This is a genomic window from Bifidobacterium sp. ESL0822 (assembly GCF_052606675.1).
The window spans coordinates 492,820-512,751 of record NZ_CP199596.1; the positions used below are offsets into that span (position 1 = coordinate 492,820).

A 19,932-nucleotide genomic window follows, 5' to 3' on the forward strand; every position below is an offset into this window, starting at 1 on the left:
AATCATGCAGGGATTCGCAATGCCGAATCAGGGCCAGATCATGGCGGTGGTTTTGACGGTGGTTCTCTGTGGCCTGATCGGGTTCGAGCGCGAGTTCCTCAAACACGACGCTGGCATCCGCACCCACATTCTGGTGGGTCTGGGCAGCTGCCTGTTCACCATGGTCTCCCTCTATGGCATACAGGCCGCTGTAGGCAACTACTCCTGGGATGCCTCGCGAATCGCGGCCGGAGTGGCCTCGGGCATCGGCTTCATCGGTGCCGGGGTCATCTTCTTCAACCATGATTCGGTCAAGGGTCTGACGACGGCCAGCGCCATCTGGGTGGCCGCCGCCGTGGGCATGGCCTGCGGGGTCCAGCTCTTCGCCATCGCCATCCTGGCGGTCGTCTTCTACTTCCTGGCTGTTCTGGTCATCGCGCCCATCCTCAAGTGGTTCCTGCGCAACCGTCAGAACACGGTTCTGCGCATTGTTTACCAGGACGGTCACGGCTGCCTGCGCGAATCCCTGCTGTTGGCCACCCGCATGGGCTTCGAGTCCCGGGTGCTGACCATCCACGAGCTGCACCGGGATGCCTGGAAGGGGGCCGATGTCACCGTCAACCTGCTGGGCAAGGGTGATGTGACCGAGCTGGTCGAATCCATCGGCCAGACTCCAGGTGTCAAGGGCGTGGAAGTCCTGGGGGAGGACGACTGACCCGCTGACGACATACAACCTGCTGGCACGGGCCAACCGGTGGCTGGCTACTCTTCGGCTACCAGATCCAGGTAGTCGTCGCTCCAGAGGTCCTCATCTCCGTCGGGCATGAGCAGGACCCGCTCAGGGTTGAGTGCCTTGACGGCCCCCTCGTCGTGGGTGACCAGCACTATGGCCCCCTCGTACTTGGCGATGGCCTTCAGTATCTCGTCGCGCGAAGCGGGGTCCAGGTTGTTGGTGGGCTCGTCCAGCAACAGGACGTTGGCCCGGCTGGTCACCAGGGTGGCCAGGGCCAGGCGGGTCTTCTCTCCGCCGGAGAGCACCTTGGTGGGCTTCATGGCATCGTCCCCTGAGAAGAGGAAGGAGCCAAGGATGGTCCGCGCCTGGGTGTTGTCCAGGTCAGGGGCCACATGCTGCAGGTTCTCAAGAACGGTGACATCGTTATCCAGTGTGTCGTGCTCCTGGGCGAAGTAGCCGATCTTGGCCCCATGCCCCAGGGTCACCTTGCCCGTATCGGGCTGCTCGATGCCGGCCAGCAGCCGCAGGGTAGTGGTCTTGCCGGCGCCGTTGTAACCCAGGATGACCACCCGGGAGCCCTTATCGATGGCCAGGTTGATGCCGGCGAAGACGATGTTGGAACCGTAGGCCTTGGACAGGTCCTCGGCCATGATGGGCGTGCGGCCGCAGGGGGCGGGATCCGGGAAGCGCAGGTCGGCCACCTTTTCGGCCTTTTCCGCCTCCTGGGTGTCGGCCAGCAGACGCTGGGCGCGACGCATCATGTTCTGTGCCGCCACGGCCTTGGTGGCCTTGGCGTGCAGACGGATTCCCTGCCGCATCAGTCGGTCGGCCTTCTTCTCGGCCACCTCGCGTTCGCGGCGTCGGCGTTCCTCGTCCACCACCCGCTGGCGCAGGTAGGCCTTCCATCCCATGGTGTACATGTCGATGCAGGAGCGCTGGGCGTCCAGGTGCCAGATGCGGTTGACGGTCTCGTCCAGCAGTTCGGTGGAGTGTGAGATGATCAGGAAGCCGCCCTCGAACCGACGCAGGTAGCCCTTTAGCCATTCGATGGAGTCAGCATCCAGATGGTTGGTGGGCTCGTCCAGAATCAGGGTGTCGGCGTCAGAGAACAGAATTCTGGCCAGCTCGACCCGTCGGCGCTGACCGCCGGAGAGGGTACCCAGTGCCTGCTGCAGGGTCTCCTGGCTCAGCCCCAGGCTCTCACCCATGACAATGGCCTGCGATTGGGCCGCATATCCCCCGGCGTTCTCAAAGTCCTGCTGGGCCTTGTCGTAGCGCTTCATGGCCTTTTCCATGATCTTGGGATCTGGACTGGTCATCTCGGTCTCGGCCTTGCGCATCCGCTGGATGATGGATGCGATGTCCCGGGCGCTCATGACCCGGTCCAGGGCGCTCTGCTCTGAATCCCCGGCATGGGTGGACTGGGGCAGGTATCCCAGCTGTCCGGTCACCCGCACCTTGCCGGCCGAGGGGAGCATGTCGCCGGTGATGACCCGGGTCAGCATGGTCTTGCCGGCGCCGTTGCGGCCCACCAGGCCGATCCGGTCGCCCTTGGTCACGTGGAAGTCGGTGGCTTGCAGCAGTAGTCGGGCACCTATTCGGATCTCAAGTCCCTGCGCCTCAATAGCCATGCCGCCTCCGACCCCGCTTTCCTCATGGATTCAAAACTTGCAAGGAATCATGGTAGCAAGAAGTAAGCCCCGCCAGTGCGTCTCGGCTGACGGGGCAATGGATGAACCACGGGTGGGTCAGCGACGGACCAGCCTGAACTTGCTCCAGGGGAAGTAGACCAGGAAGGCGCCCACAGCGGTCAGTGCGATGACCAGCACACCCATGGCGGCCGCGAAGGAGAAGATCCTGATGCCGATGCCCAGGCAGGCCCAGATGACCACCAGGCCGAAGATCCAGTCCTTCCCGTGCCTGTTCATCAGGTAGGCGACAGCCAGGAGGGCGCCGACCACGATGATGGTGGCGAATCCCTGGACGGCACTGCCGACCTCGTGCCCGGCGACCACCATGTATCCGGCATTGACCAGGGTGGCCACGCTCAGCCAGCTGGCGTAAATGGACAGGGGTATCCAGTCCAGGGCCTTGGCGGCGGTGGGGGTCCCGGCCTTGGTGGCATCCCTGCGTACCAGGGCGTAGAGCATCCAAGCCAGCACGGTCAGAATGAGGATGATGACCAGTGCCCAGAAGTTGCGCTCCATATGCCACAGGGCCAGCCAGGCGATGTTCAGGCAGCAGGTGGCCACGAAGAGCAGCCCGCTCAGTGTGAAGGGCAGGAAACCCAGACGCTTGCGGCTGGGACCAGCCAGGCAGAAGCGGAAGAGCCAGATGGCCAGGGCGATGTAGATGACCCCCCAGATGGCGAAGACGTAGCCGGCGGGCATGATCCAAAGGTCCACCTTGCGAGCCAGGCCTCCAACTGTCGTGCCATTGAAGTGGTAGACCTCCGCATAGCCGTTGAAACCCACCATGGCCACCCAGGCCACCCAGAGCAGGATGTCCTCGAACAGCTTCCAGCCTCGGCCCTTGGAGGATTCCTGCTCCTTTTCGGTCTGACCCTGCTTTTGCTGCTGGTTCTGTGCTTGGTTTGATCCCTGTGCTGCCTCATTGCCGCTGCGATCAGAACTGCTCTTGCCTTTGTTGGTGGTCTCATCGGCACTGGCTTTTCCAGTCGATGCCTTCTTCGACGAATCCCCGGACCGCTTGGCTGCGGCTACCGAAGGCGATGAACCCGAGCTGGATGAATTTGAAGTAGACGAATTCGGAGTCGATGAATTCGAAGCCGACGCATCAGACGATGCCGAACTTCCATTCCTTGAACTCCCGGTTGCCGAAGTCGATCCCGAAGCCGATTGGCTGCCCTGCATGGCAGGGGAAGTGCGCTTGGCCCTCTCGACCGGGTCCTCATCGTCTGTCCAGAGTCTGCGCGGATTGTCCTTGTCAGTCATGGCACATGCTTCCTCTCCTTGCCGGCCGCAACCCTGCTGCCCGCCGTGGGGATGTCCCCGGGCACGAGCCGGCCGGCCTCTGTCTCAACTCTAAATCGGCCAGCCTTGCTCGGTGGTATTGACCACCCGGCCCGGGCGGCCGCCGATGCTAGCCTGAAGCCGAACGCTGGAAAGGGGAGTGCATCATGGCCGAACCTTCACATCGATGCGACTGGGCTCAGGTGGCTGATCCGCTTATGCGCAGCTATCACGACCGCGAGTGGGGCCGCCCCCTGCACGGCTCCCAAAGGCTCTTCGCCATGCTCTCCCTGGAGATATTCCAGTGCGGACTCAGCTGGCAACTGGTTCTGCATCGCCGCCAGGCCCTCCTCAAGGATTTCGACAACTTCGATATTCAATCGGTCGCCGCCTTCGATGCCGGCCGCATCGACTCTCTCATGGCCGACCCGGCCATCATCCGCAATCGACGGAAAATCGAAGCCACGGTGGCCAACGCCGCCCTGATCGCCCGCCACTTTCCCGGGGAGGAGTTCGACCGCTACTGCTGGTCCTTCACCGGCGGGCTGACCATCAACCACGACTACCCGGACGATTCATCCATACCACGCTACGACCATCTGTCGGCCATCGTCTGTAAGGACATGCGTGACCTGGGTCTGCGCTTCCTGGGGCCCGTGACGGTCCACTCCTTCCTCCAGGCGGCCGGCATGATCAACGACCATCAGCACGACTGCTTCCTCAACGGCTGCTGCCGCCCGCCGCTGGATCCGCCGGACCCGGCCATCTAAGCCATCGTCGAACACCTGTTCGAATTATTCGGCCCCGGCGATATTATGGTCAGGCTTTGGCCTCAGCCTTGGCCATGGGTCTTCAGGGAAGCGGATGGGAAGCACGTGAAGCAGCAGAACAAGCCTAAGTCGACAATGGACGCGGCCATCGAGAACCCGCGCATGATCGAATCCAAGGGGTCCCTGGTGGCGGACCTGTCCATGGTGCCCAACGACCGCAAAATCGTCATCCAGGGCGCCCGGGCCCACAACCTCAAGAACGTCAACCTGTCCATACCCCGCAACCGGATGGTGGTCTTCACCGGTCTGTCAGGCTCCGGCAAGTCCTCCCTGGCCTTTGACACCCTCTTCGCCGAGGGTCAGCGCCGCTATGTGGAGTCCCTCTCAGCCTATGCCCGCCAGTTCCTGGGCCAGATGGACAAGCCCGACGTGGACTTCATCGAGGGCCTGAGTCCTGCCGTCTCCATCGATCAGAAGACCACCAACCGCAACCCCCGGTCCACCGTGGGCACCATCACCGAAGTCTACGACTACCTGCGTCTGCTCTTCGCCAGGACAGGCATTCCCCACTGCCCGGTCTGCGGGGCCGAGGTGCGCGCCCAGTCGCCGCAGCAGATCGTCGACACCCTCATGTCCAGGCCGGAGGGGACCCGTTTCCAGCTGCTGGCTCCCATCGTCAAAGGCCGCAAGGGCGAGTTCGTGGAGACCCTTGAGCTCCTGCGCTCCGACGGCTACTCCAGGGCCATCATCGACGGGGACATGCACCAGCTGTCCGACTCCATCAAGCTGACCAAGCAGAAGAAGCACACCATCGAGGTGGTCGTGGACCGGCTGGTCATCCGCGAGGGCATGCGCCAGCGGCTGACCGACTCCGTGGAAACCGCCCTGCGACTGGCCAAGGGGACCGTGGTGGCCGACTTCGTGGATCTGGATGCCAAGGATCCCGAGCGTCGCCAGCCCTTCTCCGAGAAGCGGTCCTGCCCCAACGGCCACGAGTTGGAACTGGACGAGATCGAGCCCAGGACCTTCTCCTTCAATGCCCCCTACGGAGCCTGCCCAGCCTGCACCGGCCTGGGATTCAACCTGGAGATCGACCCTGAGTTGGTGGTGCCCGACCCTGACAAGAGTCTCAAGGACGGGGCCGTGGAGCCCTGGAGCGGTACCAAGAGCCAGCAGCGCTTCTACGGCCACCTGTTGGACGGCCTGGCCAAGGAAATGGGCTTCTCCACCTCGACCCCTTGGAGGGATCTGCCCGAGGAAGTCCGTCACGCCGTCATGTACGGGCACGACTTCAAGGTGGATGTCTCCTACCGGAACCGCTGGGGCCGCCTGCGCGAGTACACCACCGGGTTCGAAGGCGTGGTCCGCACCCTGATGCGCCGCCACGACGAGACCGACTCGCAGCCCATGAAGCAGTACTACGAGTCCTACATGCGCGAGGTGCCCTGCCAGGTCTGCCAGGGCAAGCGTCTGAAGCCCGAGGTGCTGGCCGTGACCGTGGACGGCCTGTCCATCGCCCAGGTCTGCGACATGGCCGTGTCCGCCAGTCTGAAATGGGTTGAGGGCCTGCACATGGAGGGCGCCCAGGCCAAGATCGCCGGCGAGGTCCTCAAGGAGATCCGCGCCCGTCTGCGCTTCCTCAACGATGTGGGCCTGAACTACCTGACCCTGTCCAGGGCTGCGGCAACCCTCTCCGGAGGCGAGGCCCAGCGCATCCGCCTGGCCACCCAGATCGGTTCGGGCCTGGTGGGTGTCATGTATGTGCTGGACGAGCCCTCCATCGGCCTGCACCAGCGGGACAACGACCGGCTGATCAAGACTCTGCAACGGCTGCGCGACCTGGGCAACACCCTGATTGTGGTCGAGCACGACGAGGACACCATCCGCCAGGCCGACTGGCTGGTCGACATCGGCCCGGGGGCCGGCGAGCATGGCGGGGAGGTCATCTTCTCCGGGCGCTCGCAGGACCTGGTCAAGGCCTCCCGCTCCATCACCGCCGACTACATCGCCGGTCGCCGTTCCATCGAGGTACCCAAGCGCCGCCGCAAGACCAGCAAGACCAGACAGCTGACCGTGATGGGGGCTCGTGAGAACAACCTGAAGAACCTCAAGGTCTCCTTCCCGCTGGGGGTCATGACCCTGGTCACCGGTGTCTCAGGCTCAGGCAAGTCCACCCTGGTCAACTCCATCCTCTATCCGGTTCTGGCCGACCAACTCAACAACGCCCGCATCGTGCCCGGCAAGCACACCCGGGTGGAGGGCGTGGACCAGGTACGCAAGGTCATCCACGTGGACCAGAACCCCATCGGCCGCACCCCGCGCTCCAACCCGGCCACCTATACCGGTGTCTGGGACAAGATCCGCCAGCTCTTCGCCAAGACCCCCGAGGCCCAGGTGCGTGGCTACGGTCCAGGCCGATTCTCCTTCAACGTCAAGGGTGGCCGTTGCGAGACCTGCCACGGTGACGGAACCATCAAGATCGAGATGAACTTCCTGCCCGATGTCTACGTCCAGTGCGAGACCTGCCATGGCAAGCGCTACAACAGGGAGACCCTGGAGGTTACCTACAACGGCAAGACCGTCTCGGACGTGCTGGACATGCCCATCGAGGAGGCCGCGCACTTCTTCAAGGCCTATCCCTCCATCGCCCGCTACCTGGACACCCTGGTGGACGTGGGTCTGGGCTATATCCGCCTGGGACAGCCGGCTCCGACCCTGTCAGGAGGCGAGTCCCAGCGGGTCAAGCTGGCCACCGAGCTGCAGCGGCGCTCCGATGGCAAGACCGTATATATCCTGGACGAGCCCACCACGGGTCTGCACTTCGAGGATGTCCGCAAGCTGCTCAAGGTCCTGCACGGCCTGGTCGACAAGGGCAACACGGTCATCGTCATAGAGCACAACCTGGATGTGATCAAGACCGCCGACTGGATCATCGATCTGGGACCCGAGGGCGGCGACGGCGGCGGCACCGTGGTGGCCCAGGGCACTCCCGAGCAGGTGGCCGCCAATCCGGACAGCTGGACCGGCAAGTATCTGAAGCCCATGCTGGATCCCGCCAAGGTAGCCAAGGCCACTCGATCATGACCCGCAGCTGCTTCGAGCGGCACACGCCGCAGGTATGGCGACGCACCGCCCAAGCCCTGGAAGAGGAGTCAGCCACCGGCACCACGACCGGCGTCAACAAGAACGGCGCACCCCTGCTGGGGGACAGCCGCGACCTCTTCCGCCCCAAGACCTCGGACATCCCCGCCCAGCCGGGGGTCTACAAGTGGCGGGACGGCGATGGTCGGGTCATATACGTGGGCAAGGCCAAGAACCTACGCAACCGTCTGACCAACTACTTCCAGCCCCTGGAAAACCTGCATCCGCGCACCCAGACCATGGTGCTGACGGCCCGGAGCCTGGAGTGGACCGTGGTGGGCACCGACCTTGAGTCCCTGACCCTGGAATACACCTGGATCAAGGAGTTCGATCCTCGCTTCAACGTCAAGCTGCGGGATGACAAGACCTACCCCTACCTGGCCGTTTCCGTGGGGGAGGAGTTTCCCCGGGTCTGGATGACCCGCGTGCGCAAGCGGCATGACACCCGTTACTTCGGCCCCTACGCTAAGGTCTGGGACATGAAGCACACCCTGGATGCCCTGCTCAAAACCTACCCGGTGCGCACCTGCACCCCCGGTGTCTTCCGCAAGGCCAAGCTCAGCGGCCGCCCCTGCCTGCTGGCCTCCATCGGCAAGTGCTCGGCCCCCTGCGTGGGCCGGATCAGCGCCAGCGACCACCGGCGTCTGTGCACGGAGCTGACCGGGGTCATCACCGGCAGGCTGGGCAAGAGCTACCGTGCCGGGCTGACCAGGAGCATGCAGAAGGCCAGCAAGGAGCTGGACTTCGAGAAGGCCGCCCGCCTGCGCGACCAGATTGCCATGCTGGACACGGTCATCGAGCGGAATGCCGTCGCCTTCGCCTCCAACGTGGATGTGGACGTCTTCGGTGTGGCCTCCGACGAACTGGAAGCCTCGGTCCACGCCTTCTTCGTGCGCTCAGGAGCCATCCGCGGAGAACGCAACTGGAGCGTGGAGCGGGTCGAGGACGTCTCCGACAGCGAACTGATCAGCGACCTGCTGGTGCAGGTCTACTCGGACCTGATGAATGAGAACGACAGCGAGCTGCATAAGCTGCCCGGAGAGTCGGCTACCCCTGTCTCCATCAGCCAGGACAGGGATGCCATGGGCTCCACCCAGAAGGTCACGGCCCTGGATGCAGAAGCCCGGGCCAGGGCCACCAGGAGCCGACACCAGCATCAGGATCAGACCGGTCGTGCCGACCTGCTGGCCCCCATCTCGCCCGTGCCTCCCGAGGTCATTGTCCCCATCCAGCCGGATCGGACCGGTGACCTGCAGGAGTGGCTGCGGGAGCTGCGCGGATCCGCAGTGACCATTCGGGTGGCCAGCCGGGGGGAGAAGAAGTCCCTGATGGACCGGGCCAACGCCAACGCCCGTCAGGCCCTGCAGCGCAGCAAGCTCAGCCGCATGAGCGACATGGGCACCCGCACCCAGGCCATGAACGACGTGGCCAAGGCCCTCGGGCTGGACCGCGCCCCGCTGCGCATCGAGTGCTACGACATCTCCAACACCGTGGGCGGCCAGTTCCAGGTGGCCTCCATGGTGGTCTTCGAGGACGCAGTCCCCAAGAAGTCCGAGTACCGTCGATTCGCCATCCGCGGCGAGGACGGCAAGGGCGCTATAGACGACACGAGTGCCATCTACGAGACCCTGACCCGGCGCTTCCGTCACGGCAACATCGCCGGCGATAGCGGCGACAGCATGGAGGCCGAGCGAAAGGCCAGCGACAAGGCACCCGAGTTGGTGGAGCAGGAGGAGGGAGCCATCGTCCAGCAGAACACCGCCGCCCGCCACTTCGCTTACAAGCCCAACCTGATCGTGGTCGATGGCGGCAAGCCCCAGGTGACCGCGGCCGCCCGGGCCCTGCACGACTGCGGCGTGGACGATGTGGCACTGTGCGGCCTGGCAAAGCGCCTGGAGGAGGTCTGGGTGCCTGACGACGACTATCCCATCATCCTCAAGCGCCAGTCCGAGGGCATGTACCTACTGCAGCGGGTGCGCGACGAGTCCCACCGCTTCGCAATCACCTACCACCGGCAGACCCGGCGCAAGGGTGCCCTCCGTTCGGCCCTGGACGAGATTCCGGGCATCGGCCCTGCCTACCAGAAGAAGCTGCTCAATCACTTCGGGTCGGTCAAGCGCATGCGCCAGGCCTCCCAGGAGGAGCTGAAGGCCGTCAAGGGCATCGGCTCCGCCAAGGCCGAGGCCATCTACCAGGCCCTACACAGTGACCAGGACCAAACCGGGGACAGCCAGCGATAAAATGGCTCAGGAGGCTGGCAGAGGGCCGTGCCCTGATCTTGATTGGTGCGTGATTGCGGATATGAATGGACCTGATCGTCGTTGTGCCGTCCTGGGCGACCCAATCAGCCATTCTCTTTCGCCCCTCCTGCATGGATCAGCCTATGCAGCACTGGGCCTGGACGGCTGGCGCTACGACCGGGTGTGCATGGACGCTGACTGTCTTGCGGACTTTATCCACGGCCTTGACCCGTCCTGGGCAGGACTAAGCCTGACCATGCCCTTGAAGAGTGCTGTTGGCCCCCTGGGAGATTTTCGCGACTGCTGGTCCAAAACCCTAGGAGTGGCCAACACAGCAGTCTTTGCACAGGGCGGCCCCGCCAAAGGCATCTCTTTGTACAACACAGATGTAGAGGGGATTGTAGCTGCCCTCTTGGAAGCAGCCGACCGCTGCCGGGCCGATGAGGACCCTGACGATCTGGCCGCCCTTCTGGAGGCTGCCGGCCAGGGCCGGCAGGACCGGCTTCCCGATCAACCGTACCCAGGGGCGCAGGCCCTGGTCATCGGCAATGGGAATACAGCCGAGTCCGCCTTCTGCGCCTTGAAGGTGCTGAGGGTCGAGCGTGTGGATCTGCTGGCTCGCAACCCGGAACACTGCGACCACATGTTGGACCTTGCTTCCCGATTGGGTCTGCCCGAACCAACGGTCACCGCTATGGATCAGGCTGAGGCAGCCCAAAGAGCTTTGACCAGGGCTGATATTGTCGTCTCCACCCTGCCTTCGGGTGCAGCCGATCCCCTTGCCCGTCTGCTCAGCACAGCCGAGAGGGCCGAGGCCGACGAAGATGGAAGACTGGGTCCGGTCCTGCTCGACGTGGTCTATGACCCCCGGCCCACCCCGCTCATGAGGGCCTTCCGCCGCCAGCCGGGCGCTCGGGTGATAAGCGGTGAACGCATGTTGCTCTATCAGGCCGTGCGTCAGGTGGCACTGATGACCGACCGACCCCTGGCCGCTGTTCCGGTGGCTGCTATGGACCAAGCTTTGAGGGAGGCATGACGATGACGACGGAAAAACCACCCTTCGCAGGCTTCGAAGTATTGCTGATCACGGGCATGTCCGGCGCAGGCCGCTCCCGCGCTGCCGATTCCATGGAGGACATGGGCTGGTATGTGGTCGACAACATGCCCCCGCGCCTGCTGGTGCCACTGGTCGACATGATGACCTCGGCCGGGAGCTCCCTGCACCGCCTGGCTGCCGTCATCGATGTTCGCTCCCGCTCCTACTTCGACGACCTGTCAGCTGTGCTCAGCCATCTGGACGACCTGGGCGTACGTTGCCGCATCCTCTTTCTGGATGCCTCCGATCAGGTGCTGGTCAAACGATATGAGTCCGTCCGCCGTCCCCACCCCCTGCAGGGCTCGGGCCGCCTGATCGACGGCATCCACGAAGAGCGCCGCCTGCTGGGTGGACTCAAGGAGCGCGCAGATATAGTCATCGACACCTCCAACCTGAGCATCCACCAGCTCTCAACCCGACTCTATGAAATGATCCTGGGCTCCGGTCCGACCACCGTGGGCGTGCACATCATGAGCTTCGGATTCAAGTACGGCCTGCCCATCGATGCCGACTTCGTCGCCGACGTCCGCTTCCTGCCCAACCCCTACTGGGTTCCCGAGCTGCGCGACCTGAATGGCCATGATGGCCCCGTCCGTGACTATGTGATGGCCAGCAAGGGAGCCAAGGAGTTCCTGGATGCATACACCACCGCCATTCTGACCGCGCTCAGCGGCTATGCGCGTGAGGACAAGCACTATGTGACCATCGCCTTTGGCTGCACTGGCGGACAGCACCGCTCGGTGGCCATGGCCGACGCTCTGGCCGCCCGTTTGCGGTCCCGGGGAATGGAGGTGACCGTCTCGGCCCGCGAGCTGCCGCACCGTTCCCGCGGATAGCCAAAGGCGCAATTTGTCCAAGATATTCGGTATCACAGTAATCCGGTGGTTTGCACGGCTGGTGTGTCGCGCGGCCTGGAAGTATTCATTTTTCAGTATTTTTTCGTAGGAGGACGGCTCTTGGCCCTACTTGATGATGTCAAAAGCGAGCTGGCCGCGATTGACAACGAACCCCCCTCTGCCAAGAAAGCACAATCGGCGGCCATGATCCGCTTCGGTGGCGGTCTGCACATCATTCAGCGCCACATTGTGGTGGAAGCGCAATTCGACTCCCTGCCGGCAGCGCAGTGGTTGCAGAACACCATCAGGGACGTCTATGGTCATGATTCCGATCTGATTCAGGTCAACAGGCAGGCCCCCACCGGGAACCTGACCCGCTACTCGGTCCGCGTGCTGCGGGCGGGCGGTGCCCTGGCCCTGCAGACCGGTCTGCTGGACCGCCGCAAGCATCCGGTTCGTGGTCTTCCCGCCGACATAGTCTCCGGCAACATCGCCCAGGTCAAGGCCGCCTGGAGAGGGGCCTTCCTGGCCCATGGCGAGCTGTCCGACCCGGGCAAGGCCTCCTACCTGGAAATCGTCTGCCCCGGATCCGAGGCCGCCCTGGCCCTGGTGGGCGCAGCCCGCCGTCTGGGCATCAACGCCAAGGCCCGCCAGGTGCGCAGCTCCGAGCGCGTCACCCTGCGCGACCCGGACGTCATCGAACGCATGCTCAACCTCATGGGCGCCCCCAAGTCCTCCAGGGAGTGGACCGGCAAGCGCAGCGACGGTGAATCCCGTGGCAAGGCCAACCGCCTGGCCAACTTCGACGACGCCAACATGCGCCGCTCCGCCAAGGCAGCCGTCGAGGCCAGCGCCAAGGTCACCAAGGCCTTTGAAATTCTGGGCGACGACATCCCCGAGAATCTGCGTGCAGCCGGCCAGCTTCGTCTGGATCACCGTGAGGCCTCCCTCGAAGAGCTGGGCCGCCTGGCTGATCCGCCGGTCACCAAGGATGCCATCGCCGGGCGCATCCGCCGTCTTCTGCAGCTGGCCACCAAGGTGGAAAAGAAGAGGGCCGAGGAGCAGGCCAAACAAGAGTGAGATAGCTCACACAGGTCGGTCTGCCTGAGTACCATGGCAGGGGAGCGGGCGCATGGACCCGCAGTCAGAAAGGATACGCATGAAAACACTGAAGAGCCTCGGTGATCTCAAGGGCAAGCGCGTGCTCGTCCGCGCGGACTTCAACGTGCCGCTGGACGGCACCACCATTACGGACGACGGCCGCATCCGCGCCGCCTTGCCAACCATCGAGCAGCTTCGTGGCCAGGGCGCCAAGGTCATCCTTATGGCCCACCTGGGTCGCCCCAAGGGCAAGGTCGTTCCCGAGCTGAGCCTGGCCCCCGTTGCCGCTCGGCTGGGTGAGCTGCTGGGCGTGCAGGTTCCTCTGGCTGAGGACACCTACGGCCCCGATGCCCATGCCAAGGTGGCCGCCATGAACGACGGCGACGTGGTCCTGCTGCAGAATGTGCGCTACAACCCCGAGGAGACCAGCAAGGACGAGGCCGAGCGTGACGCCTATGCCCGCAAGATCGCCGATCTGGGCGACGTCTTCGTCTCCGACGGATTCGGCGTGGTCCACCGGGCCCAGGGCTCCAATTACTCCGTAGCCAAGTTCCTGCCGTCCGCAGCCGGCCTGCTGGTCGAGAAGGAAGTCAAGGCCCTGTCCAAGGCGACCGAGAACCCCGAGCGCCCCTTCACTGTGGTCCTGGGCGGCTCCAAGGTCTCCGACAAGCTGGGCGTCATCGAGAACCTGCTCAGCAAGGCCGACCGTCTGGTCATCGGCGGCGGCATGGTCTTCACCTTCCTCAAGGCCGAGGGCTATGAGGTCGGCTCCTCCCTGCTGGAGGAGGACCAGGTCGACACCGTCAAGGGCTACATCGCCACCGCCCGCGAGAAGGGCGTGGAGCTGGTCCTGCCCACCGACATCGTGGTGGCTGATGAGTTCAAGGCGGATTCGCCCCACCAGGTGGTTCCTGCCGACGGCATCCCCGCAGACAAGATGGGTCTGGACATCGGTCCCGACTCCCAGAAGCTCTTCCACGACAAGATCGTGGACTCCAAGACCGTGGTCTGGAACGGACCCATGGGCGTCTTCGAGTTCCCGGCATTCGCCGATGGCACCAGGGCTGTGGCCCAGGGGCTGGTCGATGCCACCAAGGCCGGAGCCTTCACAATCGTCGGCGGCGGTGACTCCGCCTCAGCCGTGCGCAATCTGGGCTTCCCCGAGGATGGCTTCTCGCACATCTCCACCGGCGGCGGTGCCTCGCTGGAGTTCCTTGAGGGCAAGGAGCTTCCGGGGCTGAAGGTGCTGGAGTAAAATCGGCAAACAGACGGGTAATGCCGGGTCACCGGGTTTCGCATCCGGCGGCCCGGCATTGCTGTTGTTGCGCGGATGGAAAGGTCTGGTATGGCACGCATTCCCCTGGTGGCCGGCAATTGGAAGATGAACTTCGACCACCTGGAAGCCACCTATTTCGTACAGAAGCTGGCCTGGCTCCTGCGCGACGCCCACTTCGACCGCAGGCGTTGCCAGGTGGCTCTGATGCCCGCCTTCACCGCCCTGCGTTCCGTCCAGGTGCTGGTGGAGGCCGACAATCTGCCCATCGAATACGGGGCACAGGCCGTCTCGGTCACCGCTCAAGGGGCCTTTACGGGGGACGTGTCCGCCGACATGCTGGCTCAGCTGGGCTGCAGCTACGTCATCGTGGGCCATTCCGAGCGGCGCAAGTACCATCCGGAGGATGATGCCAACATCGTCGACCAGGTCCGGGCCGTCCTGGCTGCGGACATGAAGCCCATCCTCTGCGTGGGGGAGAGCTACGAGGAGCGTCGCCAGGGCATACAGCTGGACTTCGCTGTAGGACAGGTCAATGACGTCACCCGAGACCTGGCCAAGGAGGACATGGCTAACCTGATCGTGGCCTACGAACCGGTATGGGCCATCGGTACCGGCATGGTCGCTACTCCCGACACCGCCCAGCAGGCCGCCAGGGCCATCCGCGACCACATCTCAAACAAGTTCGGGGAGCCAGCCGGCCAGGCCGTGCGCATCCTCTACGGCGGCTCGGTCACCTCCAAGAACGCCTCCCAGATGATCACCCAGCCGGACGTGGACGGCTTCCTGGTGGGCGGCGCCTCCCTGGATGTGGAGGAATTCTCGCGAATCGTGCGACTGGCCGCCAAGGGCTGATGCGTTTTTCCCCGGGTATCTGTATACTTGTTCCCAGTTCCTTACATGGAGGTATGCGCTGTGACCATTGTCAAGATTGTGCTCGAAGTCGTTGTGATCCTCGCCAGCATACTGCTGACCATGCTGATTCTGTTGCACAAGGGCAAGGGCGGTGGCCTGTCCGACATGTTCGGCGGTGGAATCGGCTCCAACGCGGGCACCTCGGGCGCAGCTGAGAAGAATCTGAACCGGCTGACCATTATCGTAGCCCTGATCTGGGTGGCCATCATCATCGCCCTGGATCTCATTTCCAAGTACAAGCTGGCCTGATTCCAGCAACCAATACCTGCAATACCTGACCCCGGCATCGACCGGGGTTTTTCCATATCTGGGCGACGGTGGCGCAAGGCTCATAGTCCTTGACTATTACCACAATATGTCATTCACAATGCACCGATAATCCAACGATCCAGCCGCCTGACGGATAGAGTGGAGAACGGTGTGCCCGACGAGCGGCGCACCACACAATGTCGTGCAAGCTAAGCAAGCGAAAGGATGTGCTCATGGCTGAGCAAGCTGCACCGAGCCTGGAGGGCTGGTTTTGCCTTCACCTCTTCTGGAAAATCGATTGGGCCAAGTGGCGCCGAGCGCCTCAGGACGAACGCCGGGAATGCCTGGACGAGTTCAAGGCCTTGGCCACACGGCTGGACGCGGTCCAGTCCCAGGGCCAGGGGAGCCACTACTGGTGCCGGGTCAATGGACAAAAGGCCGACCTGGGCCTGATGGTCCTCAGGGAGACCCTGGACCAGCTGCAGGAGGTCGAGACCTCCTTGGAGAAGCTGCGACTGTCCGATTACCTGGAGCCGACCATCTCCTATGTGTCGGTCACTGAAGTGGGCCTCTACTCGGGCAAGCCGACCACGGACCGTGGATGGTCCTACGTCAACGCCAGCCTGCATCCCAAGACGCCCGACAAACCTTACATCTGCTTCTACCCCATGTCCAAGACCCGCGTTCCGGGCGCCAACTGGTACACGCTGCCCTACGACCAGCGCAAGGCCTACATGCACGACCACGGCAAGATCGGCCGCTCCTACGCCGGCAAGGTCTCCATCATCCTGACGGGCTCCATCGGCCTGGACGACTACGAGTGGGGCGTCACCCTCTTCGCCGACGACCCCGTCCAATTCAAGAAAATCGTCACCGAGATGCGCTACATCGAAGCCAGCTCCATCTACGGCGAATTCCCCTACTTCCTGGTAGGCACCCATACCGATCCTGAGCGCATTGACAGGCTGCTCACGGACCAGATGGGACAGTAACACCATGTCTGCAAGAGAGAGAAGATCGATCCTTTCCACGCCCATATGGTTCTTCATGGTCATCGTCTTCATCACCCAGCTGGATGGGGGAGCGGTGCCGACCATGCTGCCGTCCATCACACGGACCTTCGGCCTAACCACCATGGGCTCCTCCTGGGTGGTCGGACTCTACACCCTGGGCCTGGTGGTGGGCACCCCCATCACCTCCAACCTCTCCGACGCCCACGGGACCAGGAAGGTCTTCCTCTGGGAGCTGGCCTTCTGGTTCCTTGGATGTCTGATGACGGCGGTCTCGCCCATCTATGCGGTCATGCTGCTGGGCCGGTTCATCCAGTCCCTGGGAGACAGCGGCATCATGGTCCTGTCCATGAACGTCCTTCTGCAGCGCGCCCGCAGGAACAACCAGGGCAGGAAGGTCTCCACGGTGGGCATCATCGCCGGCCTTTCCGCCATGGTCAGCCCGGTCCTTTCGGGCATGCTCCTGGGCATCACCCACGGATGGCGGGCCTACTACTTCATGATGCTGCCCTTCCTGGCCATTTTGTTTATTCTGGCCTGGTTCATGATGGGCGACTCCCAGACCGACCGCGCCTGGAAGACCGACTACCTGGGCCTGGGCTCCTTCAGCATCGCTCTGGCCCTGCTGATGGTGGCGATCACCTTCCTGCAGTACGGCACCGCCTATCTGGCCCTGATCATCGGATGCCTCCTGGTCACCGTGGTGGCCGGCGCGGTCTTCCTGGTGCATGAGCGGGGGCTGGGCGACTCCAAGGAGACCATGCCCTTCCTGCCCATCCGCCTGCTGAAGCTGCCCTCCTACGGGCTCACCCTGCTGCTGGGAACGCTGGGAGGCATGTTCTTCTCCCTCTTCGTCTACATTCCGACTTATGTCCACTCCGTCTTCGGGCTCCCGGTCCGCTCGGCCGGCATGGTCATGGTCGGCGTCGGGCTCGGCTCCGTGGTCGGGTCCTGGCTTGGCGGGCTCCTGGTCGACAAGTTCGGCTACCGGACCACGCTGGTCTTTTCGTCGTCGCTGATAGGCCTGATGGCCCTGGTGATCACCCTGACCCTGCACAACCTGCAGCTCTTCATGGTCCTGTCCTTCCTGATGGGGGTGGGCATGGGCTCGATGATGTCCTCGCCGCTCCAGGTCATCGCCGGAAGGCTGGCCGGGCCCGAGAACCGCATGCAGGCCATCGGCGGGCTGTCGGCCTGCAAGAAGATCGGTACCACCATCGCCCCCCTGCTCTTCGCCTCGGCCATTGAGCTGGGCAAGGCGGGCGGACAGGCCGGGCTGGCCTCCTACAGGAACATGTTCCTGGTGGTCATCGTCATAGCCCTGGTCAATATCGGCCTGACATACTGCATTCCATTTTCACAGAAAGAAGTTGCTGATGACTGAACCTACAGCAGTCCTCCTCATGGCGTACGGCACCCCCTACCAGGAGTCCGACATCAGGGGGTACTACACCAACATCCGCCATGGACAGGAGCCGCCCAAGCCGCTCATGGACCAGCTGGTCGGCCGTTACAAGGCCATCGGCCTGCCTTCGCCCCTGGCCAGGATCACCACGGCCCAGCGCGACGGCCTCCAGGCTGCGCTGGACAAGGCCCATCCCGGCGCCTACAAGGTCTACGAGGGGCTGAAGTACATCACCCCCTTCATCAAGGATGCGGTCGACCAGATTGCCGCCGACGGCATCACCAGGGTGATCGGCCTGCCCCTGGCCCCGCAGTACTCCTCCTATTCGAGCGAGGACTACCACAATCGCGCCCGCAAGGCCATCGAGGCCCATCCGGGCATGGAATACCTGCCGGTGCGGTCCTGGTGGAACCACCAGGAGCTGATCCACTTCTGGAGCGACCAGCTGGTGGCCAAGAAGGATCTGACCGACCGGCCGGACACCAAGGTGATCTTCAGCGCCCACTCCCTGCCCTTGCGCATCATCCAGGGAGGGGACCCCTACAAGGATGAGGTCATCGGCCTAAGCAATGCCGTGGCTCGGGCAGCCGGTCTCAATGAGGACCAGTACGTACTGGCCTGGCAGTCGGCAGGCCGCACCGAGGAGCCCTGGATCGGGCCTGATTTCGTCACCGTGGCCAAGGATCTGATCACCAAGAGCGGCATGGAGACCATCATCTCCGCCTCCATCGGCTTCATCGCCGACAACCTGGAGATCTGCTACGACGTGGACATGGAGCTGGCCAAGGCCATCGAATCCGCCGGCGGCACCCTGACCAGGCTGAACATGCCCAACGACAGTCCCGCCCTGATCGCCACCCTGCAGCATGTGGTCGAGGAGACCAAGGTAGAGTAGTCCCACGGCAGCAAGATATCCAGCAAAATCCAGCACGGATACCAATTGTGCCCCGCCGGTTCAAAACCGGACGGGGCACAATCTTTAATAGCAGCGACTTTCAGTCATGTGCTCAGCCGTTGACGCGGTCGATGCCCTTCTGCACGTCGGAGAGGACCGAATCCCAGGAGTCGATGAAGGCGGCGACGCCATCGGCCTCCAGCTTGTCGGTCACGTCCTTGATGCTGATGCCCAGGTCTGCCAGCTTCTGCATCACCTGGTGGCTCTCCTCGTAAGTGCCCTTGACCGAAGGAGCGCCGTTGCCGTGATCGGCCAGAGCGTTCAGGGTCTTCTCAGGCATGGTGTTGACCACATCGGGGGCCACCAACTCGTCCACATACTTGCAGTCTGAGTAGGCGGCGTTCTTGGTGCCGGTAGAGGCCCAGAGTGGACGCTGACGCTTGGCACCCTTGGCTTCCAGTTCGGCCCAGCGAGGATCGCTGTCGAAGGCCTTCTCGAAGAGCTCGTAGGCCAGACGGGCGTTGGCCACAGCAGCCTTGCCCTCAAGGGACTTGGCCTCGTCCGAGCCATTGGCCTCCAGCAGCTTGTCAACCGCAGTGTCCACGCGGGAGACGAAGAAAGAGGCGACCGAGCCCATGTGCTTCAGGTCATGGCCGTTCTTGTCGGCCTGGACCATGCCCTCGATGAAGGCGTCGATGACCTGCTTGTAGCGTTCCAGAGAGAAGATCAGGGTCACGTTGACCGAGATACCCTTGGCCAGGGTGGCGGTGATGGCAGGCAGGCCCTCCAAAGTGGCGGGAATCTTGATCATGGCGTTGGGACGGTCGACCTTGGCCCAGAGTTCCTCGGCCTGCTTCTCGGTCTCTTCGGTGTTATGGGCCAGACGAGGATCGACCTCGATGGAGACACGTCCATCCACGTAGTCGGTCTTCTCGGCAACTTCCCGGAAGATGTCGGTCGCGTTGCGCACGTCGGTTGTGGTCAGCTCACGGACGGCTTCCTCGACGGGTATTCGGCCCAGCTGCTTGAGCTGTTCGTCATAGGGACCCACCTGGCTCAAAGCCTTTTGGAATATCGAGGGGTTGGTGGTCACGCCCACCACATTGCGCTCGGCGATCAGCTGCTGCAGATTGCCCGATTCGATGCGGGTGCGGCTCAGATCGTCCAGCCAGATCGAGACACCTGAATCGCTGGTGCGCTGGGTGTTTGCATTTTCTGCCATCTTGTCACTCCTTATTTGGGTTCCCGATGGAATCACATTCACTATGCACTACCGGGAAGTCTGTTGCTGTATTCCCACAGGCCCGCGTTTCGGGC

16 protein-coding genes are annotated in these 19,932 nt (G+C 63.4%); 13 read left to right on the top strand and 3 right to left on the bottom strand.

Going from position 1 to position 19,932, the window contains the following annotated elements:
- The first annotated feature begins 4 nt into the window (after positions 1–4).
- Positions 5–694: an MgtC/SapB family protein gene (locus ACUIAF_RS02010; RefSeq protein WP_015021846.1), complete on the top strand. Its 690-nt coding sequence runs from the start codon at positions 5–7 to the stop codon at positions 692–694.
- A gap of 47 nt (positions 695–741) precedes the next feature.
- Here ACUIAF_RS02010 and ACUIAF_RS02015 read toward each other — a convergent pair whose 3' ends face one another.
- Together ACUIAF_RS02015 and ACUIAF_RS02020 are read right to left on the bottom strand one after the other, a co-directional pair.
- A complete protein-coding gene (locus ACUIAF_RS02015) occupies positions 742–2,343 on the bottom strand; it encodes an ABC-F family ATP-binding cassette domain-containing protein (RefSeq protein ID WP_445338870.1) in 1,602 nt (533 codons plus the stop codon).
- Positions 2,344–2,460: 117 nt separating this feature from the next.
- A complete protein-coding gene (locus tag ACUIAF_RS02020) occupies positions 2,461–3,666 on the bottom strand; it encodes a TspO/MBR family protein (RefSeq protein WP_445338871.1) in 1,206 nt (401 codons plus the stop codon).
- Positions 3,667–3,851: 185 nt separating this feature from the next.
- On the opposite strand from ACUIAF_RS02020, the gene ACUIAF_RS02025 reads away from it, so the two are divergent.
- The 12 genes from ACUIAF_RS02025 (at position 3,852) to hemH (ending at position 18,615) form a co-directional block, all read left to right on the top strand.
- Entirely contained in the window at positions 3,852–4,454 is a 603-nt protein-coding gene (locus tag ACUIAF_RS02025; protein ID WP_198218163.1) for a DNA-3-methyladenine glycosylase I, read from the top strand.
- A 135-nt stretch (positions 4,455–4,589) separates the two neighbouring features.
- Entirely contained in the window at positions 4,590–7,538 is a 2,949-nt protein-coding gene (uvrA, locus tag ACUIAF_RS02030; protein ID WP_445339143.1) for an excinuclease ABC subunit UvrA, read from the top strand.
- A complete protein-coding gene (gene uvrC / locus ACUIAF_RS02035; protein WP_445338872.1) occupies positions 7,535–9,835 on the top strand; it encodes an excinuclease ABC subunit UvrC in 2,301 nt (766 codons plus the stop codon). The genes uvrA and uvrC overlap by 4 nt, the downstream gene beginning before the upstream one ends.
- A 61-nt stretch (positions 9,836–9,896) precedes the next feature.
- Positions 9,897–10,871 (top strand): shikimate dehydrogenase family protein, encoded by a 975-nt coding sequence (locus tag ACUIAF_RS02040; RefSeq protein ID WP_445338873.1) that lies wholly within the window; start codon positions 9,897–9,899, stop codon positions 10,869–10,871.
- Between the two features lie 2 nt (positions 10,872–10,873).
- On the top strand, positions 10,874–11,767 hold the full coding sequence (gene rapZ, locus ACUIAF_RS02045; protein ID WP_015021839.1) for an RNase adapter RapZ: 894 nt from the start codon (positions 10,874–10,876) through the stop codon (positions 11,765–11,767).
- 120 nt (positions 11,768–11,887) lie between these two features.
- Positions 11,888–12,847: a DNA-binding protein WhiA gene (gene whiA, locus ACUIAF_RS02050; protein WP_015021838.1), complete on the top strand. Its 960-nt coding sequence runs from the start codon at positions 11,888–11,890 to the stop codon at positions 12,845–12,847.
- Between the two features lie 79 nt (positions 12,848–12,926).
- Entirely contained in the window at positions 12,927–14,123 is a 1,197-nt protein-coding gene (locus tag ACUIAF_RS02055; protein ID WP_110417218.1) for a phosphoglycerate kinase, read from the top strand.
- Between the two features lie 90 nt (positions 14,124–14,213).
- Entirely contained in the window at positions 14,214–14,996 is a 783-nt protein-coding gene (tpiA, locus tag ACUIAF_RS02060) for a triose-phosphate isomerase (protein ID WP_110417217.1), read from the top strand.
- A gap of 60 nt (positions 14,997–15,056) precedes the next feature.
- Complete coding sequence (gene secG, locus ACUIAF_RS02065) at positions 15,057–15,305, top strand: preprotein translocase subunit SecG (protein WP_045924434.1); 249 nt, start codon at positions 15,057–15,059, stop codon at positions 15,303–15,305.
- 233 nt (positions 15,306–15,538) lie between these two features.
- Positions 15,539–16,297: a hydrogen peroxide-dependent heme synthase gene (hemQ, locus tag ACUIAF_RS02070; protein ID WP_445338874.1), complete on the top strand. Its 759-nt coding sequence runs from the start codon at positions 15,539–15,541 to the stop codon at positions 16,295–16,297.
- A 4-nt stretch (positions 16,298–16,301) separates the two neighbouring features.
- Positions 16,302–17,699 carry an MFS transporter gene (locus tag ACUIAF_RS02075; RefSeq protein ID WP_445338875.1) on the top strand — a complete coding sequence of 466 codons (1,398 nt, stop codon included), beginning with the start codon at positions 16,302–16,304 and terminating at the stop codon, positions 17,697–17,699.
- Positions 17,692–18,615 (top strand): ferrochelatase, encoded by a 924-nt coding sequence (gene hemH, locus ACUIAF_RS02080; protein WP_445338876.1) that lies wholly within the window; start codon positions 17,692–17,694, stop codon positions 18,613–18,615. Before ACUIAF_RS02075 ends, hemH begins: the two co-directional genes overlap by 8 nt.
- Positions 18,616–18,727: 112 nt before the next feature.
- On the opposite strand, the gene tal is transcribed toward hemH, so the two are convergent.
- Complete coding sequence (tal, locus tag ACUIAF_RS02085) at positions 18,728–19,837, bottom strand: transaldolase (RefSeq protein WP_445338877.1); 1,110 nt, start codon at positions 19,835–19,837, stop codon at positions 18,728–18,730.
- Positions 19,838–19,932: the final 95 nt, after the last annotated feature.